Here is a 20,617-nt window from a genome sequence, read left to right on the forward strand (position 1 = left end):
AGGAATACCGCGGAACCGGCTTTGCCGGGCCGCTGGTATTGCCCCCTTGAGGGGGGATTCGGCTACGCGAAGCGAGCAAGAAACGGGGGTGGGCCATGTCTACATGTGGTCGACGGACTTCGGAAGCTCGTAGAAGGTGGGGTGGCGGTAGACCTTGTCTTCGGCCGGGTCGAAGTACATGTCCTTGTCGCCCGGGTCGCTGGCGACGATCTGGTCGGAGCGCACCACCCACACGCTCACGCCTTCCTGGCGCCGCGTGTAGACGTCGCGCGCCATCTGCAGGGCCATCTGCGGATCGGGCGCATGCAGGCTGCCGCAGTGCTTGTGGTCCAGGCCGGCCTTGCTGCGGACGAAGACTTCCCACAGCGGCCATTCGTTGCTCGTGTCGCTCATGCTGCTTCCTTCATGTCGTGCTGCTTGCGGGCGTGGGCCAGCGCGGCATCGCGCACCCAGGCGCCCTCTTCCCAGGCCTTGACGCGGGCGCCCAGGCGCTCGCGGTTGCAGGGGCCGTCGCCGGCGATCACGCGCCAGAACTCGGCCCAGTCGATCGGGCCATGGTCATGCGCCTGGCGTTCCTCGTTCCACTTGAGGTCGGGGTCGGGCAGGGTCACGCCCAGGACCTTGGCCTGCTCGACCGCGGCGTCGATGAACTTCTGCCGCAGCTCGTCGTTGGAGAAGCGCTTGATGCCCCAGCGCATGGACTGCGCACTGTTGGGCGACTGGTCGTCGGGCGGGCCGAACATCATGATCGAGGGCCACCACCAGCGGTTGACCGCGTCCTGCACCATGGCCTTCTGCGCCTCGGTGCCGTGCTGCATCATGGTCAGCAGGGCCTCGTAGCCCTGGCGCTGGTGGAAGCTCTCCTCGCGGCAGATGCGGATCATGGCGCGCGCATAGGGCGCGTAGGAGCAGCGGCAGATCGGCACCTGGTTCATGATGGCCGCGCCGTCCACCAGCCAGCCGATGGTGCCCATGTCGGCCCAGGTCAGCGTGGGGTAGTTGAAGATCGAGCTGTACTTGGCCTTGCCGGTGTGCAGCGCCTCCAGCATCTGGTCGCGGCTGGTGCCCAGGGTCTCCGCCGCGGCATAGAGGTAGAGGCCGTGGCCGCCCTCGTCCTGCACCTTGGCCAGCAGGATGGACTTGCGCTTGAGCGTGGGCGCGCGGGTGATCCAGTTGCCCTCGGGCAGCATGCCGACGATCTCGGAATGCGCGTGCTGGCTGATCTGGCGCACCAGGGTCTTGCGGTAGTGCTCGGGCATCCAGTCCTTGGCCTCGATGAAGCCGCCGGCATCGATGCGCCCGTCGAAGCGCTCCTCGAGGCGCATCTCCTCGGCCGAACGGACGGCCTTGCGGCCCTCGTCCTTGCCGTCCTTGCCCATGGTGTCCATGGCTTGGGTGTACATGGCTTTCCTTTCTTTTCAATTTCCGACCGCGCTATCGCGTGAATCGCGACGCATGGAACGGTGCATGCCGGTCGAGGAACACCGCGGAACCGGCTTTGCCGGGCCGCTGGTGTTGCCCCCGGTGAGGGGGTTGGCGGACCACACGAAGTGGGGGAGCCTGGGGGAGAGCATCATTTCTGGCGCTCGTCGACCACGCGCCGGGCCTTGCCGGTGAGCGTGCGTTCGAGCGTTTCGGGTGGCTGCACAAGCACCGTGGTCGAGATGCCGACCAGGGTCTTGACGCGCTGCTGCACCCACTGGGCGATCTGGTCGCACTCGGCGTCTGGAATGCCGCCGGCGCCCTGCTGCAGCTCGCAGCGCACTTCCACGCTGTCGAGAAGGCCTTCGCGGCCGACCTTGATCAGGTACTGGCCGGAGAGCTTCTCGTGGGCCAGCACGATCTCCTCGATCTGCGTCGGGAAGACGTTGACGCCGCGGATGATCAGCATGTCGTCGCTGCGGCCGACGATCTTGCCCATACGGCGGAAGCTGCGCGAGGTCGGCGGCAGGAGGCGCGTGAGGTCGCGCGTGCGGTAGCGGATGATCGGCAGCGCCTCCTTGGTCAGCGAGGTGAAGACGAGTTCGCCCTCCTCGCCGTCGGGCAGCACCTCGCCGGTCTCTGGGTCGATGATCTCGGGGTAGAAATGGTCTTCCCAGACCACCGGGCCGTCCTTGCTCTCGATGCACTCGCTGGCCACGCCGGGGCCCATCACTTCCGACAGGCCGTAGATGTCGACCGCGTCCATGCCGCCCTTGTGCTCGATCTCGCGGCGCATGGCCTCGGTCCAGGGCTCGGCGCCGAAGATGCCGACCTTGATCGAGTTCTCGCGCGCGTCCAGCCCCTGGCGCTGGAACTCCTCGATGATCACCTGCATGTAGCTGGGCGTGACCATGATGATGTCGGGACGGAAGTCCCGGATCAGCTGCACCTGCTTCTCGGTCTGGCCGCCCGACATCGGGATCACGGTGCAGCCGGCGCGCTCGGCGCCGTAGTGCGCGCCCAGGCCACCGGTGAAGAGACCGTAGCCGTAGGCCACGTGCACGATGTCGCCGGGCCGGCCGCCGGCGGCGCGGATCGAGCGCGCGACCAGGTCGGCCCAGTGCGCGATGTCCTGCTTCGTGTAGCCCACCACCGTGGGCTTGCCGGTGGTGCCCGAAGAGGCATGGATGCGCGCCACCTGCTCGCGCGGCACGGCGAACATGCCGAAGGGGTAGTTGTCGCGCAGGTCCTTCTTGACGGTGAAGGGGAACTTCGCGAGGTCGCCCAGCTGCTTCAGGTCGTCCGGGCGCACGCCGCGCGCCTCGAAGGCCTGGCGGTAATGCGGCACCTTGTCGTAGGCGCGCTGCAGGGTGGCCTTCAGGCGTTGCAGCTGCAGGGCGGCGATCTCGTCGCGGCTGGCGGATTCGATGGCTTCGAGGTCGCCGGGCGCGGGGCGTTGGACGGGCATGAAGGGTCTCCTTGATCGGGTTGGCTGCTGATCAGGCCGGTGCGACCGGCTTGCCCTTGAGTGTGTAGGAACGCCCGCGGAACACCGCGACGCGCTCGCCGCGCTGGTTCAGCACCTCCGTGTCGTACACGCCCGTGCGGCCGGCCTTCGACACCTCGACGCAGCGCGCGACCAGCCGGTCGCCGTGGCGCGCCGGCGCGATGAAGTCGATACCGAAGCCCGAGGCGACGGTCACCTCGTTGTAGGAGTTGCAGGCATAGGCGAAGGCGGAGTCGGCCAGCGCCGAGATGAAGCCGCCGTGGCAGATGTCGTGGCCGTTGAGCATGTCCTCGCGCACGGTCATGGCGATGTCGGCGCGGCCGGGCGCGATGGTCTCGATCTCCATGCCGAGGCCGCGCACGGCGCGGTCGTTGGCGAACATGGTGTCGCGCACGCGTTCGGCGGTGCGCTGAGCTTGGGTGTCACTCATGGGGCTGCGGATTTCTCATCGATCGGTGAATCGGGGCAGGCGCTTGGCACGGAAGGCGTCCACGCCCTCGCGGTAGTCGGCGGCGGCGCCCAGCTCGCGCTGCAGCGCGGCCTCGCGGGCGAGCGCGGCGGGCAGGTCCATCTGCTGCGCATCGGCCAGCGCCTGGCGTGTGGCGACCAGGGCGCGCGAGGGCATGGCGGCGAGGCGCTGGGCCAGCTCTTCCACCGTGAGGCTGAGCGCATCGTCCTCGACACATTTCCAGATCAGGCCCATCTGCGCCGCCTCGGCCGCCGGCAGCTTGTCGCCCAGCATCGCCAGGCCCAGCGCGCGTGCCGGACCCACAAGACGCGGCAGCAGCCAGGTGCCGCCGGTGTCGGGCACCAGGCCGATCTTGGCGAAGGCCTGGATGAAGCTCGCGGAGCGGCTCGCCACCACCAGGTCGCAGGCCAGCGCCAGGTTGGCGCCGGCGCCAGCTGCCACGCCGTGCACCTCGGCGATGACAGGCACCGGCATGGAACGCAGGCGCATGACCAGCGGTGCGTAAAGCGATTCGATCACCTGGCCCAGGTCCTTGGGCGCGGCACCCGGCGTGAAGTCGGGCGCCACCATCGGATCCGACAGGTCCTGCCCGGCGCAGAAGGCGCGGCCGGAGCCGCCGAGCACCACGCAGCGCACGTCCGGATCGGCGGCGGCAGCCTCGAGTGCTGCCATCAGCGCCGCGTGCAGCTGGGACGTGAAGCTGTTGAGGGCGTCGGGCCGGTTGAGCCGGAGCGTCCGCACGGCGCCGGACTGGGCGATGAGTACCAGGTCTTCGTTCATCGTGGTGCAGGCATGAAGGGGTTGGGATCGGTTGCGGCCGCGGCGGCTTCGATTCAATAATTGACCGACCGTTCGGTTGATTATAAGATTTCAGGTTCTGCCGCCGCAAGACCTTCGTATTGAGTAGTAACCCTGAAGGCTAGCGTCCTCCCCTCTCTTTTCAACTTGCTGGAGACCCGATGACGACCCCCCTGTTCGATCACCACCGTCCGCTGCTCGACGACGCGCTGCGCGCCTTGGCCAGCCGCGGCCACTGGTCGCCTTTCCCGGCCTGAACGCACCGGAAGGAGATCCGCAATGCCTTGTTATGCCTTCGAGGGTGTGATCCCGGTGGTGGACCCCAGCGCCTATGTCCACCCCACGGCCGTGCTGATCGGCGACGTGATCATCGGGCCTGACTGCTACGTGGGCCCGTGCGCCAGCCTGCGCGGCGACTTCGGCCGCATCGTGCTGGAACGCGGCGCCAACGTGCAGGACACCTGCGTGATCCACGGCTTCCCAGACCAGGACACGGTGATCGAGGAGGACGGCCACATCGGCCATGGCGCCGTGTTGCACAGCTGCGTGGTGCGGCGCGACGCGCTGGTGGGCATGAACGCGGTGGTGATGGACGAGGCCGAGGTCGGCGCCTCCTCCTTCGTCGCCGCCTGCGCCTTCGTGCCGGCCGGCATGAAGGTGCCGGCGCGCAGTCTGGTGGCCGGCATTCCGGCCAAGGTGCGCCGGCAGCTCGACGATGACGAGATCGCCTGGAAGCGCGAAGGCACGCAGATCTACCAGAACCTCACGCGGCGCTGCCTGGCCGGCATGGCCGAGGTGCAGCCGCTGCGGTCGCCGGAGCAGCACCGCCCGCGCCTGCAGTCGCCTGAAGCACGCTCGCTGATCGCCATGCGGCGCGGCTGAGCTTCCCGCGCTCAACGCGCCTTGCGCGCGCCGGCCTGGGCGGGCGGCTCGGCCGCTGCCAGCGCCGCCGGCACCTGCACCGCACGCACGCCGCCGAAGAACAGGTCGGCCACCATCTCGCCGATCGCCGCGTGGTCGAGTTCGCGGCCGGGCTTCATCCAGGTGAACATCCAGTTGATCATGCCGAAGAGCAGCATCGCCATCGGCTTGCCCAGCTTGCTGTCGGCCTCCTCGCCGCGCACCTCGGCGATGGTGCGCGCGAAGGCGGCCACCACGCGCCGCTCGACGCCGATGATGCGCTGCTGGTCCTCCTCGCGCAGGAAGCGCACGTCCTCCGTCAGCACACGCTGCGCGTTCTGCGCCAACGCGTACTCGGCCACGAAGCTGCGGATCAGCGCCGCCAGCCGCGCCTGCGGCGTCGCGTGCTCGCGCAGCACCTCTTCCACCACGGCTTCGAGGCGCCGCACGTGCTCCTCGGCGATGCGCACCGCGAGGTCGTGCTTGTCGCGCACGTAGTGATAAAGCGTGGCCTTGGAGACGCCACAGGCCGCGGCCACCTCGTTCATCGAGGTGCCGGCATAGCCGCGCTGCGCGAACAGCTGCGCCGCATTCGAAAGAATCATTTCTCGCTGGCCGTCGTAGCCAGCCGGGTCACGCACGCGAGCCATCCGGCAGCGTCCTTTCCATCCATCGATATTGTTTGCCCTGCCCGCATGATGGCACGGGCACCGGCGGCACGAAGGCGCTACAGCGCGCAGGTCCTGAAGCCGAAGAATCCGTCGTCACGCTCGGGCAGCGCAAAGCTTCGGCGCTTGGGCGAGCGCATGCGCGCGCGGGTGGCCAGCGAGGCGCCGCGCAGCACGCGCGCGTGGCCGAAGGCGGGCTGCGGATCGAAGGCGGTGCCGGCGCTCCAGGGGTCGGCGCGGAAGTCCGGCCAGGGCTGCAGCGTGCCGGCGGTCCACTCGTGCACATCCGCCCAGCGGAAGCCGCGGCGCGCGGCCTGGTGGGCGGCGACCTCCCACTCGACCTCGGTGGCGAGGCGGCGGCCGGCCCAACGCGCCCAGGCGTCGGCCTCCCACCAGCTCACGTGCACCGCGCTCTGGTTGCCGGCGGCGCGCACGGTGCGGCCGAAGTGCTGCTGCAGCACCGAGCCGCCGCTGCCGCGCCGCGCGGCGCCGATCTGCTCCACGTGGCGCGGGCTGCGCCGGCCCTCGACCTGCGCGGCCAGCCAGGCACGGCCGCCGGGCGACCACAGTTCCTCGCGGTCGTAGCCGCCGTCGTCGACGAACTCCACGTACTGGTTCCAGGTGACGGGCTGGGCATCGATCTCGAATTCGGGCACCTCGAGCACCAGGCGGCCGCTCTCCTGCGCGAAGGCGAAGCCGGCCTCGTCGACGCCGAGCGTCCAGCTGCCGGCCGGCAGCAGCAGGGGCTCGCGCTCCACCGGCGCGGGCTGGACTTCCACGCCCAGTGGCAGGCCCAGGGTCTGTGCCATCACCACCAACTGCTCGCCGCGCAGGTCCTCATGGAACAGCGCGAGCCGGTAGAAGTAGAGGCCGGCATCGGTCTCCACCGCATGCTCCAGCAGCTCCAGAGTGCTCTCCAGCGTGTCGAGCAGGTAGGCCTTGGTCAGGGCGAGATCGGGCAGGTCGGGCGACCAGCGTGCACCCGGGTCGACCTGTGCCGGGTTCCACCAGGCGTCCGCCTGCGGCTCGATGGCGGCCAGGCGCGTCGGCCGCACGGGGCAGTCCGGGCCGAAGGCACGCTGCGTGTTGCGCGCGATCCACCATTCGGAGAACCAGCCGATGTGGCCGGCCAGCCAGAGCGGCGGATCGATGCTCTCCTGCCTCGGCACGGTCAGGGCGGCGGAGCCCAGCGCCTGCTCGTAGAGCGAGAGAAGGTGCAGCGTATGGTTGCGCGCGTCGATCAGCGCCAGCGAGAGCAGCTCACGGCCCGCGCGGCGCATCCCGGGCGAATCGATCGAATGGGGCAGGCCGGCGGTGCCGGAGGGCGTCCCGGACGGCGGGCTCGAGGGCATGGGCCATTATGGCCACGGCCTCCGCCCGCGGACGCGTCCCCGGGAAAACCCGCCGCCGCGGCCAAGCGAGGCCCGGCAACAGGGCGTTACCATTGCTGGCTTTGCGCCGACCCTACCCGACTGGCGCCGAAATCAACCGCCCACAGAGACATACCTTGTCTGCACTCCTCAAGTTCGCGCTGGCCATGGACTGGATCAGCGCCCAGATCGGCAAGATCGCGGCGTGGGCCGTGCTCGCCGCCTCCGTGATCTCCGCCGGCAACGCCTTCGTCCGCTACGGGCTCGACTTCAGCTCCAACGCCTGGCTGGAGATCCAGTGGTATCTCTTCGCCGCCACCGTGATGCTGGGCGCGCCGCTGGTGCTCAAGCTCAACGAGCACGTGCGGGTGGACATCATCTACGGCAAGCTCAAGCGCCACGGCCCCGTCTACGTCGACCTGTTCGGCCTGCTCTTCTTCCTGCTGCCCGTGATGGGCCTGCTGTTCTGGCTGACCTTCCCCTTCTTCCTCAACATGCTGCGCACCGGCGAGATGTCCGGGAACATCGGCGGCCTGATCCGCTGGCCGGCCGCGCTGATGATGCCCCTGGGCTTCGGTGCCATGTTCCTGCAGGGCGTGGCCGAGGTGATCAAGCGCATCGCCTACCTGCGCGGCCTGATCGAGATGGACACGCACTACGAGAAGCCGGTGCAGTGAGCGCCGCCCACGCCGCCCACCACAAGCACCGCTTCCCAGGATAAGAAATGCAGATGGAAAATTTCGCCCCGATCATGTTCGCGGGGCTGGTCGTGATCATGCTGATCGGCTTTCCGGTGGCGTTCTCGCTGTCGGCGCTGGGCCTGTTCTGCGGCTTCTTCGCGATCGAGATGGGCTGGTTCCCGGCCGGCTTCATGGCGAACCTGCCGCTCAACGTGTTCGGCATCCTCTCCAACGAGACGCTGCTGGCCATCCCCTTCTTCACGCTGATGGGCGCGGTGCTCGAGAAGTGCGGCCTGGCCGAGGACATGCTCGATTCCATGGGCCAGCTCTTCGGCCCGGTGCGCGGCGGCCTGGGCTACTCGGTGATCATCGTGGGCTTCATCCTCGGTGCCATCACCGGCACCGTGGCCGGCCAGGTGATCGCGATGGCGATGATCTCGCTGCCGGTGATGATGCGCTACGGCTACAACATGCGCTATTCCACCGGCGTGCTGGCGGCCTCGGGCACCATCACGCAGCTGGTGCCGCCCTCGCTGGTGCTGATCGTCATGGCCGACCAGCTCGGCACCGACGTCGGCCAGATGTACAAGGGCGCCTGGGGTCCCTCGATCCTGCAGGTGCTGATCTTCGCGATCTACACATTCCTGATCTCGCGCATCTGGCCCGACTACGTGCCGGGCGTTCCGGCCTCGGCGCGCACGCTCAAGGGCTGGGCGCTGTGGGCCAAGTGCCTGCGCGGCATCATCCCCTCGGCCATCCTGATCTTCGCGGTACTGGGTTCGATGGGCGGCCTGCCCTTCATGGACCATGCGATCGCCACGCCGACCGAGGCCGGCGCCATGGGCGCGGTGGGCTCGCTCGTCCTCGCGGCCATCCACCGCCGGCTGAACTGGCCGATGCTCAAGGACGCGATGAACGGCACCATGCGGCTGACCGCGATGGTGGTGTTCATCCTGATCGGCTCGCGCGTGTTCTCGCTGGTGTTCCAGGGCGTGGACGGCGCCAAGTGGATCGAGCACCTGCTCTCGGGCCTGCCAGGCGGACAGATCGGCTTCCTGATCGCCGTCAACGTGTTCGTCTTCTTCCTGGCCTTCTTCCTCGACTTCTTCGAGATCGCCTTCATCATCCTGCCCATGCTCGGCCCGGTGGCGGCCAAGCTGGGCATCGACATGGTGTGGTTCGGCGTGCTGCTGTGCGTGAACATGCAGACCTCGTTCATGCACCCGCCCTTCGGCTTCGCGCTGTTCTACCTGCGCGGCATCTCCGACACGCTGTTCAAGAACGGCGCGCTGCCGCGCAAGATCGAGTCGCGCGACATCTACCTGGGCGCGGTTCCCTGGGTCGGGCTGCAGCTGCTGCTGGTGGCCATCGTGATCTTCTTCCCGCAGACGGTCACCGTGTTCCTGGACAAGAAGGTCGAGGTGGACGTCGACAAGGTCAAGCTGGAGATGCCGGCCGACCTGCAGGGCGGGCCCGACAGCAGCGGCATCAACATGGACGATCCTTTCGGCAACAAGAAGTCCGCCGAGCCGGATGCGCTGCCGATGCCGGAGCCGTCGCCGCCGGCCGCCGACACCAAGCAGTGAACAGCGGCAGCGAAGAACCGGCCGGGCCGCTGGACAGCCCGGCCTACCCGCGCTTCGTCCGCATCCTCGCCGTGGTGCTGGTGGTCGACCTTGTCGTCTTCGGCCTCTGGAGCGTGCCGGCGCTGCGCCTCGCGTCCTGGTCCTGGCCCAGCCTGCTGCTGTTCGGCGCGGCGGCGATCAGCATCGTCTGGGTCGGCTACTGGATCGTCTACAGCCGCACCCGCCTCGAAGGCGATGTGCTCACGCAAACGTGGATCTGGAATCGGCGCGCCGACGCGGCCAAAGTCACGCAGCTCAAGCTGGTGCACTGGCGCCCGCTGGAGCGCATCATCGCGCCGCGGCTGCTGGTGCGCCAAGGCCCCTCGGTCACGTGGTTCCACTCGGCGGATGCGCGCCTGCTGACCGGCTTTGCCGAGCGCGTGGCCGAACGCATGCCCATGAAAAAAGCCCCGCAGTGAACTGCGGGGCTTGTCTTCCGGGGCTGGCCCCGATCAGAGCTTCTGCTGCTGCATGAAGCGATCAAAGGTGCCCTCGGTGAAACGGAACCAGGCGTTCTGGTCGGCCAGGAACTTGGCCCAGTCGCCGTAGATCTTCTTCCACTCGGGGTTGGTGTTGTTCAGATCCGCATAGATCTGCTGGGCCGACTTGAAGGCCGCGTTCATCACGTCCTGCGTGAAGGGCTTGAGCTGCGTGCCCGAGCCGACCAGCTGCTTCAGCGCGATGGGGTTGCGCGCGTCGTACTTGGCGGTCATCGTGATGTTGGCATGCGCGGCCGCGGCCTCGACGATGGCCTTGTACTCGGCCGGCAGGCCTTCCCAGGCCTTGGTGTTGATGTAGAAGTCGAGCTGCGGGCCGCCTTCCCACCAGCCGGGGTAGTAGTAGAACTTGGCGACCTTGTTGAAGCCCAGCTTCTGGTCGTCATAGGGGCCGACCCATTCGAGCGCGTCCAGGGTGCCCTTCTCCAGCGCGGGGTACAGATCGGCGCCGGGGATGGACTGCGGGATCACGCCGAAGGGCTCGAGCACCTTGCCCGCGAAGGGGTTGGTGCGGAACTTCAGGCCCTTGAGGTCGGCGACCGACTTGATCTCCTTGCGGAACCAGCCGCCCATCTGCGCGCCGGTGTTGCCGCCGGGCAGGTTGATGATGTTGTACTTGGCGTAGAAGGCGCGCATCAGCTTCAGGCCGTTGCCCTCGTACATCCAGGCGTTCATCTGGCGGGTGTTCATGCCGAAGGGCACCGCGCAGCCGAGGCAGAAGGTCGGGTCCTTGCCGTAGAAGTAGTAGGGGGCCGTGTGGGCCATCTCGACCGAGGCGTTCTGCACGCCATCCACCACGCCGAAAGCGGGCATCAGCTCGCCGCCCGCGTGCACCGAGATCTGGAACTTGCCACCCGTCGCGTCGCTCACCTGCTTGGCGAAGACCTCGGCCGTCCCGTAGATCGTGTCCAGCGACTTGGGGAAGCTGGAGGCGAGGCGCCAGCGCACTGCTGCCTGCGCATGGACTGCGGGCGCGATGCCGGCAGCGAGGACGCCGGCGATGCCTGCGTTTTTGATGAGGGAACGACGATCCATTGAGGTTGACTCCGAGTGCATGGGAAAAACAAGAACGCGGCTCGTGGCCGCGTTGCCGACTCTTGTCGAGGCAGCGGGGATTGTAAAAAGTGCTTACATGGCGCCAGGGCGGGTTTTCCCTGCGGACATGTTCGCGGCTTCGGCCACGCCGAAGCGCTCGCGGATCGAGCGCTCGATGCCGGCCGCGTCGAGCCCGATGCTGGCCAGCAGCCTGGCCGGATCGCCATGTTCGATGAAGCGATCGGGCAGGCCCAGCTGCAGCACGGGGCGCTGCACGTCGGCGGCCTGCAGGGCCTCGAGCACCGCGCTGCCGGCGCCGCCCATCACCGAGCCTTCTTCCAGCGTGACGATGCAATCGTGCGTGGCCGCGGTCTGCAGCAGCAGTTGAACGTCCAGCGGCTTGACCCAGCGCATGTTGAGCACCGTGGCATCGAGCGCCTCGGCCGCGGCCAGCGCCGGATGGAGCAAGGTGCCGAAGGCGAGGATGGCGATGCGCTGTCCCCGGCGCCGCAGCTCGCCCTTGCCGAAGGGCAGCGCCTCGAGGCCGGGCTTCGTCGGCACACCGGCGCCCGCGCCGCGCGGATAGCGCACCGCGACCGGGTGGTCCTGCGCGAAGGCGCTGGACAGCAGTTCGCGGCATTCCGCCTCGTCGGCCGGGCAGGCCAGGCTCATGTTCGGGATGCAGCGGATGAAGGCGATGTCATACGCACCCGCATGCGTCGCCCCGTCGGCGCCGACCAGGCCGGCGCGGTCGAGCGCGAAGACCACCGGCAGCTTCTGGATCGCCACGTCGTGGATCATCTGGTCGTAGGCGCGCTGCAGGAAGGTCGAGTAGATCGCGACCACCGGCTTGAGCCCCTCGCAGGCCAGGCCCGCGGCGAAGGTCACGGCATGCTGCTCGGCGATGCCGACGTCGTGGTAGCGGTCGGGGAAGCGCTGCTCGAACTCCACCAGCCCAGAGCCCTCGCGCATCGCCGGCGTGATGCCGACCAGGCGGCTGTCCTGCGCCGCCATGTCGCACAGCCAGTGGCCGAAGACCTGGGTGAAGGTCTGCTTGGGCGCGGTGGCGGGCTTGACCAGGCCGATGGCCGGATCGAACTTGGAGGGCCCGTGGTAGGCCACCGGGTCGGCCTCGGCCAGCTTGTAGCCCTGCCCCTTCTTCGTGACCACGTGCAGGAACTGCGGACCATGCAGGTGCTTGAGGTTCTCCAGCGTGGGCACCAGGGAGTCGAGATCGTGCCCGTCGATCGGGCCGACGTAGTTGAAGCCGAACTGCTCGAACAGCGTGGCCGGCACCACCATGCCCTTGGCATGCTGCTCCAGGCGCTTGGCCAGCTCGAACAGCGGCGGCGCCTTGCGCAGCACGGTCTTGCCCACGTTCTTGGCCGCGGCGTAGAAGTTGCCGCTCATCAGCTGCGCGAGGTAGCGGTTGAGCGCGCCCACCGGCGGGCTGATCGACATGTCGTTGTCGTTGAGGATGACCAGCAGCTTGCAGTCCTGCACGCCCGCGTTGTTGAGCGCCTCGAAGGCCATGCCGGCGGTCATCGCGCCGTCGCCGATGATGGCCACCGCATGCCGGTCTTCGCCCTTCTGCTTCGCCGCCAGGGCCATGCCGAGCGCGGCCGAGATGCTGGTGGAGGAATGCGCGGTGCCGAAGGTGTCGTACTCGCTCTCGGTGCGCTGCGGAAAGCCGGAGATGCCGCCGATCTGCCGCAGCGAGGGCATGCGCTCGCGCCGGCCGGTGAGGATCTTGTGCGGGTAGGTCTGGTGGCCCACGTCCCACACCAGCCGGTCGTGCGGCGTGTTGAACACGTGGTGCAGCGCGACGGTGAGTTCCACCGTGCCCAGGTTGGAGCTCAGGTGGCCGCCGGTGCGCGAGACGTTGTCGAGCACGCAGCTGCGCACCTCGTCGGCCAGCTGCTTGAGCTGGGCGCGGTCGAACTGGCGCAGGGCGGAGGGATCGTGGATCGTGGGAAGCAGAGGGGCCATGGTTGTCATCGGTCGCGGTCCACGACCATGTGGGCCAGCGCGCGCAGCGCGCCGGTGTCGGCCAGGGCGCTGCGGTCGAGCGCGGCGAGCGCCTGGGCCAGCAGCGTGCGGGCCTCGGCGCGCGCGCCGTCGAGCCCGAGCAGGGAAACGTAAGTGGGCTTGTCGCTCGCCGCATCCTTGCCGGCGGTCTTGCCCAGGGTCTGCGAATCGGCGGTGACGTCGAGGATGTCGTCCACCACCTGGAAGGCCAGGCCGATGGCGGCGCCGTAGTCGCGCAGCGCCTGCAGCGCGGCCGGCTCGACGACCCCGGCGCAGGCCGCGCCCATCTCGACGCTGCCTTGCAGCAGCGCGCCGGTTTTCATGCGGTGCATCTCGCGCAGCTGGGCTTCGTCCAGCGCGAGCCCGACGCTGGCCAGGTCGATCGCCTGGCCGCCGGCCATGCCCTGGCTGCCGGCCGCGCGCGCAAGCAGGCGGCACAGGCGCGCCTGCACCGCAGGCGCGATGGCGCCGTCGTCAGGCGTGAGCAGCTCGAAGGCGAGCGCCTGCAGCGCATCGCCCGCGAGCAGTGCATCGGCCTCGCCGAACTTCACGTGCACCGTGGGCTTGCCACGGCGCAGCACGTCGTTGTCCATGCACGGCAGGTCGTCGTGCACCAGGGAATAGGCATGGATCAGCTCGACGGCGCAGGCGGCGCGCAGCGCGGCCGCGCCCTGCCCCCCCACCGCCTCGCTGGCCGCGAAGACCAGCAGGGGCCGCAGGCGCTTGCCGCCGTCGAGCACGGCGTAGCGCATGGCATCGCCCAGCAGCACCGGCGCATCGACGCCGACCCATTGCGAGAGCGCGGCCTCGACCTGCGACAGGCGCGGATCGCTCCACGCGGCCAGGCGCTGCGCGTCCCAGCGCAGGCGATCCACGACGGCAGCCGCGCTCATTCCGCCGTCCAGGCCTTGAGGCCGTTCGCGTCGAGCACCTTGATCTGATCCTCGACCGCCTGCAGCCTGTCGCGGCAGAAGGCCAGGAGGGCCGCGCCCCGCTGGTAGCTGCCCAGTAGTTGGTCGAGCGGCAGTTGTCCCGATTCGAGTTCGGCCACCAGCTGTTCGAGTTCCTGGAGCCCGGCTTCGTAACTCGCGGGCTGGGGCGCCGCCTGGGGGGCGTCCAGCGAGGCCGGTGTTTGGGGGGAAGGCTTGGGCATGCGGGGACGAAGATGCAAACCGGGCATTTTAGGACCGCGCACCACCAGAGGGCCGGCCACGCGTCTGGCGCAAGTGAAGCCCTCCCCGGACGCCCGGGTAAAGCCACGGGCATTCCTATTTTTCCCGGGGTACAATCGCCCGCTCTCGCGCCGGCGCCCGCCGGCGATCTTCTCCTCCGGGCCGCCCACCCCTCTTCGGCGGCGCCACTTTCCGTTCTTTCTCCCTGTGGGGAGCTTGGTCAGGTCACCCATGTCTGATTTAAGTCTTCAACTGCAGCAGGCCTCGAGCCAACTCCCGGTTTCCGCGTACTTCGACGAGGCGCTCTACGCCCGCGAGCTGCAAACCCTTTTCGCCGGCGGACCGCGCTACGTCGGGCACCGCCTCGCGGTGCCGGAACCGGGCAACTTCCACACCCTGCCGCAGGAGCAGCAGGGCCGTGCGCTGGTCCACACGCCCAAGGGCGTGGAGCTGATCTCCAACGTGTGCCGCCACCGGCAGGCGCTGATCCTGCAGGGCCGCGGCGAGCTCGACGTGCGCACCGGCGGCAACATCGTGTGCCCGCTGCACCGCTGGACCTATGCGGCGGCCGATGCGCGCACCACGGGCAAGCTGATTGGCGCACCCCACTTCGCGCAGGACCCGTGCCTGGACCTGCAGAACTACCCCCTGACCGAATGGAACGGCCTGCTGTTCGAGCAGAGCCCGGAGAGCCGCCGCAACGTCGCGGCGGACCTGGGCCGCCTCGGCCCGCGCACGGACCTCGACTTCGAGGGCTATGCGCTGGACCGCGTCGAGCTGCACGAGTGCAACTACAACTGGAAGACTTTCATCGAGGTCTACCTGGAGGACTACCACGTCGGCCCCTTCCATCCCGGCCTCGGGAGCTTCGTCACCTGCGACGACCTGCGCTGGGAGTTCGGCCACCATCACTCGGTGCAGACGGTGGGCGTGGCCAACCGCCTGGGCCGCGCGGGCAGCCCGGTCTACCAGAAGTGGCAGGAGGCCCTGCTGAAGTACCGCGAGGGCAAGCCGCCCAAGTACGGTGCGATCTGGCTGACCTACTACCCGCACGTGATGATCGAGTGGTACCCGCACGTGCTCACCGTCTCGACCCTGCACCCGATCGGCCCGCAGAAGACGCTCAACATGGTGGAGTTCTTCTACCCCGAGGAGATCGTCGCCTTCGAGCGCGAGTTCGTCGAGGCGCAGCAGGCCGCCTACATGGAGACCTGCGTGGAGGACGACGAGATCGCCGAGCGCATGGACGCCGGCCGCCGCGCGCTGATGCAGCGCGGCGACGATGAGAGCGGCCCCTACCAGAGCCCGATGGAAGACGGCATGCAGCAGTTCCACGAGTGGTACCGCCGCGAGATGAAGTTCTAGCCGGAGGATGCAAGCCCTCTGGATGGTCCTCGCGGCGCTGATCTTCGCCACCATGGGGGTGTGCGTGAAGATCGCGTCGGACTGGTTCACGAGCGCCGAGCTGGTCTTCTATCGGGGGCTGATCGGCATGCTCTTCATGTGGGCGCTGGCGCGGCAACGCGGCCTGTCGCTTGCCACGTCCTACCCCGGCATGCATGCCTGGCGCAGCCTGATCGGCGTGTTCTCGATGGGCGCCTGGTTCTACGCCATCGCCCACCTGCCGCTGGCCACCGCGATGACGCTCAACTACATGAGCAGCGTGTGGATCGCCGCCTTCCTCGTCGGCGGCGCCCTGCTGGCCTGGGTGCCGGTACCCGGCCGCGACGGCCGCGTGGCGCGCCCGCCGCTGCAGGGCCCGCTGGTGCTCACCGTGCTGGCCGGCTTCGGCGGCGTGGTGTTGATGCTCAGGCCCTCCGTCGACGGCAGCCAGGGCTTCGCCGGACTCGTGGGCCTGATGTCGGGCCTGACCGCCGCCTTCGCCTACATGCAGGTGGTCGCGCTCTCGCGCGTGGGCGAGCCCGAATCGCGCACGGTGTTCTATTTCGCGGTGGGCTCCGCGGTGGCCGGCGGGCTCGTCACGCTGTTCGGCAACGCCACGCCCTGGGCCGAGTGGACCTGGCAGCATGGCCTGTGGCTGCTGCCGGTGGGCGTGCTCGCAGCGCTGGGCCAACTGTGCATGACGCGCGCTTATGCCACCGCCAAATCGCAGGCAGGCACGCTGGTGGTCGCCAACCTGCAGTACTCGGGCATCGTCTTCGCGGCGGTCTACAGTGTGGTGCTGTTCGGTGACCGTATCGACGCCGCCGGCTGGGCCGGCATGGTGCTGATCGTCGGCAGCGGCATCGCCGCCACGGTGCTGCGCCAGCGCTCGCTGCCCAAGGCGCCCGCGGAAGAACATTGAAGGAGCCTTCGCCATGTACACGACCCTGATCTCCGCCGACGAACTGATGGCCCTGCAGGCAAGCGGTGCGCCGCTGATGGTCTTCGACTGCAGCTTCGACCTGATGAAGCCCGAGGCGGGCGCGCAGCTGTACCACACGGCCCACATCCCCGGCGCGCACTACGCCAACCTGGACACCGACCTGAGCGCGAAGCACGGCGTGCCCAACGCCCGCGGCGAGGTCGTCGTGGCGCAGGCGGACGAAGGACCGCCGGCCTCGGGCGGCCGCCATCCCCTGCCCAGCCGCGAGAAGTTCGCCGCCTGGCTTTCCAACATCGGCTTCGCCAACGACATGCAGGCGGTGGTCTACGACCGCAACGGCGCCAACTATTGCGGCCGACTCTGGTGGATGCTCAAGTGGATGGGCCACGAGGCGGTGGCCGTGCTCGACGGCGGACTGCAGGCCTGGCAGGCCGCCGGCGGTGACGTGACCGGCCGCGAGGAGCCCGCGCGCTTCCAGTCGAACTTCATGGCCGGCCGGCCGCTGGCGAGCCTGGTCGACACGCGCACCGTCGCCGCGCACCTCGAGAAAACTGACCAGACCCTGATCGACGCACGCGCCGCCGTACGCTACCGCGGCGAGGTGGAACCTCTGGACCCGATCGCCGGTCACATCCCGGGGGCCCTGAACCGGCCCTTCACCGAGAACCTCGGCCCCGACGGGAAATTCAAGCCGGCCGCGCAACTGCGCGCCGAATTCGAATCGCTGCTGGGGGGCCGCGACCCCACCACGGTCGTCCACCACTGCGGCAGCGGCGTCAGCGCCGTGCCGAACGTGCTGGCGATGCAGATCGCCGGGCTCGGGCCGACCGCGCTCTATGCCGGCAGCTGGAGCGAATGGAGCAACACGCCGGGGCTGCCGACCCGGCAAGGTGCTGACGCATGACATTTCTTTCGCGTGCCCTGGGCGCGCTCGCATTCATCGGCTTGGCGGCGACGCTGCCGCCAGCTGCCTCGGCACAGGCGCGCGCGCATGTGCATGGACAGATCAAGCTCGACATCGCGGTCGACGGACCGACCGTGGTGATCGAGATGGAATCGCCCCTGGACAACTTCGTCGGCTTCGAGCACGCGCCGAAGACCGATGCCGAGAAGAAGGCGGCCGACGACGCCGTCGCGCAGTTGCGCGCAGCCGACCAGCTCTTCAAGATCGACCCGGCCGCCAACTGCAAGCTCGGGCCGGTCAACCTTCGCTCCGCGGCGCTCGGGCTGGGCAAGGCTGAAGCAGGCACGGAAGGGCACGCCGACCTGGACGGCAGCTTCGCCTTCAACTGCACCAAGGCGACGGAGGCCAAGTTCATCGAGCTGGGCCTCTTCAGCGCCTTCAAGGGGCTGCGGCAGATCGACGCGCAGATCGTCACGCCGGACGGCCAGTCCAAGCGCAGCCTCAAGCGTCCGAACGCGCGCCTGAGCTGGGGCGGCGGCAAGTGATGTGAGCGCCGCCCGGCCGCCCGAAGGCGCTCGCCCCCTCCTTCAGGAGGGGGTGCGCGAAGTACACGAAGTGACGAGCCTCGGGGAGGCCATCCCTTGAGCGCGGTTCTTCGCGCCGAGAACCTGCGCTTCGCCTGGCCCGGCGCCGCGGCGCCGTGCATCGACATCGGATCGCTCGCGGTCGAAGCCGGCGAGGCCGTGTTCCTGCACGGGCCCAGCGGCTGCGGCAAGAGCACCCTGCTGTCGCTGCTGGCCGGGGTGCTGGTGGCCGATGCGGGCCGCGTCACGCTGCTGGGCGAGGACTGGTCCACGCTGTCGGGTGCGGCGCGCGACCGCCGACGCGTGGCGCACGTGGGCTACATCTTCCAGCAGTTCAACCTGCTGCCTTATCTCAGCGTGCTCGACAACGTATTGCTGCCCTGCCGCTTTTCCGCACGGCGGCTCGCGCAGGCGCAGCGCGACGGCACCACCGCGCGCGACCAGGCGCAAGCGCTGCTGGAGCGCATGGGCCTGCCGGCCGCGCTGTGGAAGCGTCAGGCGCTGCAGTTGTCGGTCGGCCAGCAGCAGCGCGTGGCCGCGGCACGCGCGTTGATCGGCCACCCCGAGGTGGTGATCGCCGACGAGCCCACCTCGGCCCTGGACGAAGACCGGCGTGAAGCCTTCCTCGACGTGCTCGTCGAAGCCTGCAGCACCAACCGCAGCGCCCTGGTGTTCGTGAGCCATGATCAACGCATCGCGGCGCGCTTCGGGCGCCATGTGCTGCTGCCGGAAATCAACCGCGCGGCCGCGGGAGAGCCTGCATGAAGGCCCTCTTCGCCATCGCATGGAAGAGTGCGTGGAACCGGCGCTTCACGCTGGCGCTCACGGTGCTGTCGATTGCGCTGTCGACCTTCCTGCTGCTGGGCGTGGAGCGCATCCGCACCGAGCTGCGCGAGAACTTCTCCTCCTCCGTCTCGGGCACCGACCTGATCGTGGGTGCGCGCACCGGCTCCTCGCAGCTGCTGCTCTACTCGGTGTTCCGCATCGGCGCGGCCACCAACAACATGCAGTGGCAGAGCGTGCAGGCGCTCTCGCAGCATCCCGGCGTGGACTGGGTGGTGCCGCTGTCGCTGGGCGATTCGCACCGCGGCTTCGCGGTGCTCGCGACCACACCGGCGTATTTCCAGCACTTCCGCTACGGCAACCGGCAGGCGCTGCAGCTGCGCGAGGGGAAGCCCTTCGCGGAACTCTTCGACGCGGTGGTGGGCGCCGAGGTCGCAGACCGCCTCGGCTACCGCGTGGGTCAGAAGATCACACTGGCCCACGGCAGCGGCGAGCTCAACGTGGCCGAGCATGCGGACAAGCCCTTCACCGTGGTGGGCGTGCTGGCGCGCACCGGCACGCCGGTGGACCGCACGGTGCACATCGGGCTGGCGGCGATGGAGGCGATCCACCTCGAATGGCGCGGCGGCGCGCCGCTGCCGGGCGTGAAGATTCCCGCCGAGCAGGTGCGCAAGTTCGACCTCACGCCCAAGACGGTGACCGCCGCGCTGGTCGGCCTCAAGAACCGTGCCGCGGTGTTCGCGGTTCAGCGCTGGGTCGGGGCCTACCAGCCCGAGGCGCTGATGGCCATCCTGCCCGGCGTGGCGCTGGACGAGCTGTGGAGCGTCATCGGCGTCGGCGAAAACGCGCTGCTGCTGATGTCGGGCCTGGTCGCGCTGGTCAGCCTGGCGGGGCTGGTGTCGGTGGTGATGGCCGGCCTGAACGAGCGCCGCCGCGAGCTCGCGGTGCTGCGCGCGGTCGGCGCCAGCCTGCGCCACGTGCTGGCGCTGCTGGCGCTCGAAGGCGCGATGGTTACGCTGCTGGGCGTGGCGCTCGGCGTCGTCGCCGCGGCGCTGGGCATCGCCCTGCTCTCGCCATGGCTGCAGGCGCAGTTCGGACTGACGCTCTCGCTGTCCGGACCTACACTGAACGAATGGACCTTGCTGGCCGGCCTGCTGGTGGCCGGCTGGCTGGCCAGCCTGCTGCCGGGCGTGCGCGCTTACCGTCTCTCGCTGGCCGACGGTCTCTCACCAAGGATATGAACATGCAGAAGATGTTGCGCCCCCTTCTCCTGGCGCTGAGTGTCGCGACTGCCGTGGCCTACGCTGCCGACCCCGCGCCACAGGACACCACGGCCACCAACCCGCTGGGCGGCAAGGCCGCGGCCGCCAAGCCTGCACCGGGCCAGCCCCGCCTGATCTCCTGGGAGGAACTGGTGCCCAAGGACTGGGACCCGATGAAGGAGTTCAAGGGCATGGACCTCAGCAAGCTCGAGGACGGCGACCCGCGCGCCAACGACTTGCTGATGAAGATGCAGGAGGTCTCGAACAACGCGCCCACGAACACGGCGATGAACGGCGTCGACATCAAGCTGCCGGGCTTCATCGTGCCGCTGGAGGAGAACAAGGGCGAGGTCACCGAGTTCCTGCTGGTGCCCTACTTCGGCGCCTGCATCCACACGCCGCCGCCGCCGGCCAACCAGATCGTGCACGTGCGCCCGCGCCAGGGCGCGAAGTTCCGCGCCATGGACACGGTGTGGATCACCGGCAAGCTGCAGACGCTGCGCAACGACTCGATGATGGGGGTCAGCGGCTACCACGTGACGGCGGACAGCGTCACCAAGTACACCGGCGGAGCGAAATAGCGCCTG

Annotated in this window: 22 protein-coding genes; 11 read left to right on the forward strand and 11 right to left on the reverse strand. The window is 68.9% G+C overall.

The features are described from left to right. Nucleotides 1-99 precede the first annotated feature (99 nt). The 5 genes from paaB to A8M77_RS05605 form a co-directional block, all read right to left on the reverse strand. Entirely contained in the window at nucleotides 100-393 is a 294-nt protein-coding gene (paaB, locus tag A8M77_RS05585) for a 1,2-phenylacetyl-CoA epoxidase subunit PaaB (RefSeq protein WP_086920559.1), read from the reverse strand. Then, on the reverse strand, nucleotides 390-1,403 hold the full coding sequence (paaA, locus tag A8M77_RS05590; protein WP_086920560.1) for a 1,2-phenylacetyl-CoA epoxidase subunit PaaA: 1,014 nt from the start codon (nucleotides 1,401-1,403) through the stop codon (nucleotides 390-392). The genes paaB and paaA overlap by 4 nt, the downstream gene beginning before the upstream one ends. 170 nt (nucleotides 1,404-1,573) lie before the next feature. Beyond that, complete coding sequence (gene paaK / locus A8M77_RS05595; RefSeq protein WP_086920561.1) at nucleotides 1,574-2,890, reverse strand: phenylacetate--CoA ligase PaaK; 1,317 nt, start codon at nucleotides 2,888-2,890, stop codon at nucleotides 1,574-1,576. A gap of 31 nt (nucleotides 2,891-2,921) precedes the next feature. Then, entirely contained in the window at nucleotides 2,922-3,359 is a 438-nt protein-coding gene (gene paaI / locus A8M77_RS05600; RefSeq protein ID WP_086920562.1) for a hydroxyphenylacetyl-CoA thioesterase PaaI, read from the reverse strand. Nucleotides 3,360-3,374: 15 nt separating this feature from the next. Further along, complete coding sequence (locus tag A8M77_RS05605; RefSeq protein WP_086920563.1) at nucleotides 3,375-4,178, reverse strand: enoyl-CoA hydratase-related protein; 804 nt, start codon at nucleotides 4,176-4,178, stop codon at nucleotides 3,375-3,377. A 297-nt stretch (nucleotides 4,179-4,475) separates the two neighbouring features. On the opposite strand from A8M77_RS05605, the gene A8M77_RS05610 reads away from it, so the two are divergent. Next, entirely contained in the window at nucleotides 4,476-5,078 is a 603-nt protein-coding gene (locus A8M77_RS05610; RefSeq protein WP_086920564.1) for a phenylacetic acid degradation protein PaaY, read from the forward strand. 11 nt (nucleotides 5,079-5,089) lie between these two features. On the opposite strand, the gene A8M77_RS05615 is transcribed toward A8M77_RS05610, so the two are convergent. Together A8M77_RS05615 and A8M77_RS05620 are read right to left on the reverse strand one after the other, a co-directional pair. Further along, complete coding sequence (locus tag A8M77_RS05615; protein ID WP_086920565.1) at nucleotides 5,090-5,746, reverse strand: TetR/AcrR family transcriptional regulator; 657 nt, start codon at nucleotides 5,744-5,746, stop codon at nucleotides 5,090-5,092. Nucleotides 5,747-5,823: 77 nt separating this feature from the next. Further along, on the reverse strand, nucleotides 5,824-7,116 hold the full coding sequence (locus tag A8M77_RS05620) for an SUMF1/EgtB/PvdO family nonheme iron enzyme (RefSeq protein ID WP_086920566.1): 1,293 nt from the start codon (nucleotides 7,114-7,116) through the stop codon (nucleotides 5,824-5,826). A gap of 155 nt (nucleotides 7,117-7,271) precedes the next feature. On the opposite strand from A8M77_RS05620, the gene A8M77_RS05625 reads away from it, so the two are divergent. Genes A8M77_RS05625 through A8M77_RS05635 form a run of 3 tightly spaced genes read left to right on the forward strand, consistent with a single transcriptional unit; the run spans nucleotide 7,272 to nucleotide 9,858 of the window. Next, a complete protein-coding gene (locus A8M77_RS05625; RefSeq protein WP_086920567.1) occupies nucleotides 7,272-7,811 on the forward strand; it encodes a TRAP transporter small permease subunit in 540 nt (179 codons plus the stop codon). Between the two features lie 47 nt (nucleotides 7,812-7,858). Further along, nucleotides 7,859-9,400, forward strand: a complete 1,542-nt coding sequence (locus A8M77_RS05630; protein ID WP_086920568.1) for a TRAP transporter large permease — start codon at nucleotides 7,859-7,861, stop codon at nucleotides 9,398-9,400. After that, nucleotides 9,397-9,858 (forward strand): hypothetical protein, encoded by a 462-nt coding sequence (locus tag A8M77_RS05635; protein ID WP_086920569.1) that lies wholly within the window; start codon nucleotides 9,397-9,399, stop codon nucleotides 9,856-9,858. The genes A8M77_RS05630 and A8M77_RS05635 overlap by 4 nt, the downstream gene beginning before the upstream one ends. A gap of 33 nt (nucleotides 9,859-9,891) precedes the next feature. Here the strand turns inward: A8M77_RS05635 and A8M77_RS05640 are convergent, their stop codons facing one another. The 4 genes from A8M77_RS05640 to xseB all read right to left on the reverse strand — a co-directional run bounded on the left by A8M77_RS05640 (nucleotide 9,892) and on the right by xseB (nucleotide 14,152). Next, a complete protein-coding gene (locus tag A8M77_RS05640) occupies nucleotides 9,892-10,971 on the reverse strand; it encodes a TRAP transporter substrate-binding protein (RefSeq protein ID WP_086920570.1) in 1,080 nt (359 codons plus the stop codon). A gap of 93 nt (nucleotides 10,972-11,064) precedes the next feature. Beyond that, nucleotides 11,065-12,969: a 1-deoxy-D-xylulose-5-phosphate synthase gene (gene dxs / locus A8M77_RS05645; protein WP_443270334.1), complete on the reverse strand. Its 1,905-nt coding sequence runs from the start codon at nucleotides 12,967-12,969 to the stop codon at nucleotides 11,065-11,067. Beyond that, the gene (locus A8M77_RS05650) at nucleotides 12,966-13,892 is read right to left on the reverse strand and encodes a polyprenyl synthetase family protein (RefSeq protein WP_086920571.1); all 927 of its coding nucleotides are present in this window, start codon (nucleotides 13,890-13,892) and stop codon (nucleotides 12,966-12,968) included. Before A8M77_RS05650 ends, dxs begins: the two co-directional genes overlap by 4 nt. Further along, nucleotides 13,889-14,152 carry an exodeoxyribonuclease VII small subunit gene (gene xseB / locus A8M77_RS05655; protein ID WP_086920572.1) on the reverse strand — a complete coding sequence of 88 codons (264 nt, stop codon included), beginning with the start codon at nucleotides 14,150-14,152 and terminating at the stop codon, nucleotides 13,889-13,891. Before xseB ends, A8M77_RS05650 begins: the two co-directional genes overlap by 4 nt. Nucleotides 14,153-14,402: 250 nt before the next feature. On the opposite strand from xseB, the gene A8M77_RS05660 reads away from it, so the two are divergent. The 7 genes from A8M77_RS05660 (at nucleotide 14,403) to A8M77_RS05690 (ending at nucleotide 20,611) form a co-directional block, all read left to right on the forward strand. Then, the gene (locus A8M77_RS05660) at nucleotides 14,403-15,536 is read left to right on the forward strand and encodes an aromatic ring-hydroxylating oxygenase subunit alpha (RefSeq protein WP_086920573.1); all 1,134 of its coding nucleotides are present in this window, start codon (nucleotides 14,403-14,405) and stop codon (nucleotides 15,534-15,536) included. Between the two features lie 7 nt (nucleotides 15,537-15,543). Next, nucleotides 15,544-16,476: a DMT family transporter gene (locus A8M77_RS05665; RefSeq protein WP_192871554.1), complete on the forward strand. Its 933-nt coding sequence runs from the start codon at nucleotides 15,544-15,546 to the stop codon at nucleotides 16,474-16,476. Nucleotides 16,477-16,489: 13 nt separating this feature from the next. Then, nucleotides 16,490-17,401 (forward strand): sulfurtransferase, encoded by a 912-nt coding sequence (locus tag A8M77_RS05670; RefSeq protein ID WP_086920574.1) that lies wholly within the window; start codon nucleotides 16,490-16,492, stop codon nucleotides 17,399-17,401. Then, complete coding sequence (locus A8M77_RS05675; protein ID WP_086920575.1) at nucleotides 17,398-17,946, forward strand: DUF2796 domain-containing protein; 549 nt, start codon at nucleotides 17,398-17,400, stop codon at nucleotides 17,944-17,946. The genes A8M77_RS05670 and A8M77_RS05675 overlap by 4 nt, the downstream gene beginning before the upstream one ends. Nucleotides 17,947-18,042: 96 nt before the next feature. Continuing rightward, entirely contained in the window at nucleotides 18,043-18,750 is a 708-nt protein-coding gene (locus A8M77_RS05680) for an ABC transporter ATP-binding protein (protein ID WP_086920576.1), read from the forward strand. Next, complete coding sequence (locus A8M77_RS05685; protein ID WP_086920577.1) at nucleotides 18,747-20,009, forward strand: ABC transporter permease; 1,263 nt, start codon at nucleotides 18,747-18,749, stop codon at nucleotides 20,007-20,009. Before A8M77_RS05680 ends, A8M77_RS05685 begins: the two co-directional genes overlap by 4 nt. Continuing rightward, nucleotides 20,006-20,611 carry a DUF3299 domain-containing protein gene (locus tag A8M77_RS05690; protein ID WP_086920578.1) on the forward strand — a complete coding sequence of 202 codons (606 nt, stop codon included), beginning with the start codon at nucleotides 20,006-20,008 and terminating at the stop codon, nucleotides 20,609-20,611. The genes A8M77_RS05685 and A8M77_RS05690 overlap by 4 nt, the downstream gene beginning before the upstream one ends. Nucleotides 20,612-20,617: the final 6 nt, after the last annotated feature.

The sequence above is a fragment of the Variovorax sp. JS1663 genome (assembly GCF_002157355.1).
Classification (GTDB): Bacteria; Pseudomonadota; Gammaproteobacteria; order Burkholderiales; family Burkholderiaceae_C; genus Variovorax.

What these genes read in the sequence shown, in the direction of transcription:
- paaK (WP_086920561.1), bottom strand. Translation starts at nt 2,890, where the DNA reads ATGCCCGTCCAACGCCCCGCGCCCGGCGACCTCGAAGCCATCGAATCC.
- A8M77_RS05650 (WP_086920571.1), bottom strand. Translation starts at nt 13,892, where the DNA reads ATGAGCGCGGCTGCCGTCGTGGATCGCCTGCGCTGGGACGCGCAGCGC.
- A8M77_RS05605 (WP_086920563.1), bottom strand. Translation starts at nt 4,178, where the DNA reads ATGAACGAAGACCTGGTACTCATCGCCCAGTCCGGCGCCGTGCGGACG.
- xseB (WP_086920572.1), bottom strand. Translation starts at nt 14,152, where the DNA reads ATGCCCAAGCCTTCCCCCCAAACACCGGCCTCGCTGGACGCCCCCCAG.
- A8M77_RS05640 (WP_086920570.1), bottom strand. Translation starts at nt 10,971, where the DNA reads ATGGATCGTCGTTCCCTCATCAAAAACGCAGGCATCGCCGGCGTCCTC.
- A8M77_RS05670 (WP_086920574.1), top strand. Translation starts at nt 16,490, where the DNA reads ATGTACACGACCCTGATCTCCGCCGACGAACTGATGGCCCTGCAGGCA.
- paaA (WP_086920560.1), bottom strand. Translation starts at nt 1,403, where the DNA reads ATGTACACCCAAGCCATGGACACCATGGGCAAGGACGGCAAGGACGAG.
- dxs (WP_443270334.1), bottom strand. Translation starts at nt 12,969, where the DNA reads ATGACAACCATGGCCCCTCTGCTTCCCACGATCCACGATCCCTCCGCC.
- paaI (WP_086920562.1), bottom strand. Translation starts at nt 3,359, where the DNA reads ATGAGTGACACCCAAGCTCAGCGCACCGCCGAACGCGTGCGCGACACC.
- A8M77_RS05685 (WP_086920577.1), top strand. Translation starts at nt 18,747, where the DNA reads ATGAAGGCCCTCTTCGCCATCGCATGGAAGAGTGCGTGGAACCGGCGC.
- A8M77_RS05615 (WP_086920565.1), bottom strand. Translation starts at nt 5,746, where the DNA reads ATGGCTCGCGTGCGTGACCCGGCTGGCTACGACGGCCAGCGAGAAATG.
- A8M77_RS05690 (WP_086920578.1), top strand. Translation starts at nt 20,006, where the DNA reads ATGAACATGCAGAAGATGTTGCGCCCCCTTCTCCTGGCGCTGAGTGTC.
- A8M77_RS05675 (WP_086920575.1), top strand. Translation starts at nt 17,398, where the DNA reads ATGACATTTCTTTCGCGTGCCCTGGGCGCGCTCGCATTCATCGGCTTG.
- A8M77_RS05660 (WP_086920573.1), top strand. Translation starts at nt 14,403, where the DNA reads ATGTCTGATTTAAGTCTTCAACTGCAGCAGGCCTCGAGCCAACTCCCG.
- paaB (WP_086920559.1), bottom strand. Translation starts at nt 393, where the DNA reads ATGAGCGACACGAGCAACGAATGGCCGCTGTGGGAAGTCTTCGTCCGC.
- A8M77_RS05630 (WP_086920568.1), top strand. Translation starts at nt 7,859, where the DNA reads ATGCAGATGGAAAATTTCGCCCCGATCATGTTCGCGGGGCTGGTCGTG.
- A8M77_RS05665 (WP_192871554.1), top strand. Translation starts at nt 15,544, where the DNA reads ATGCAAGCCCTCTGGATGGTCCTCGCGGCGCTGATCTTCGCCACCATG.
- A8M77_RS05610 (WP_086920564.1), top strand. Translation starts at nt 4,476, where the DNA reads ATGCCTTGTTATGCCTTCGAGGGTGTGATCCCGGTGGTGGACCCCAGC.
- A8M77_RS05620 (WP_086920566.1), bottom strand. Translation starts at nt 7,116, where the DNA reads ATGCCCTCGAGCCCGCCGTCCGGGACGCCCTCCGGCACCGCCGGCCTG.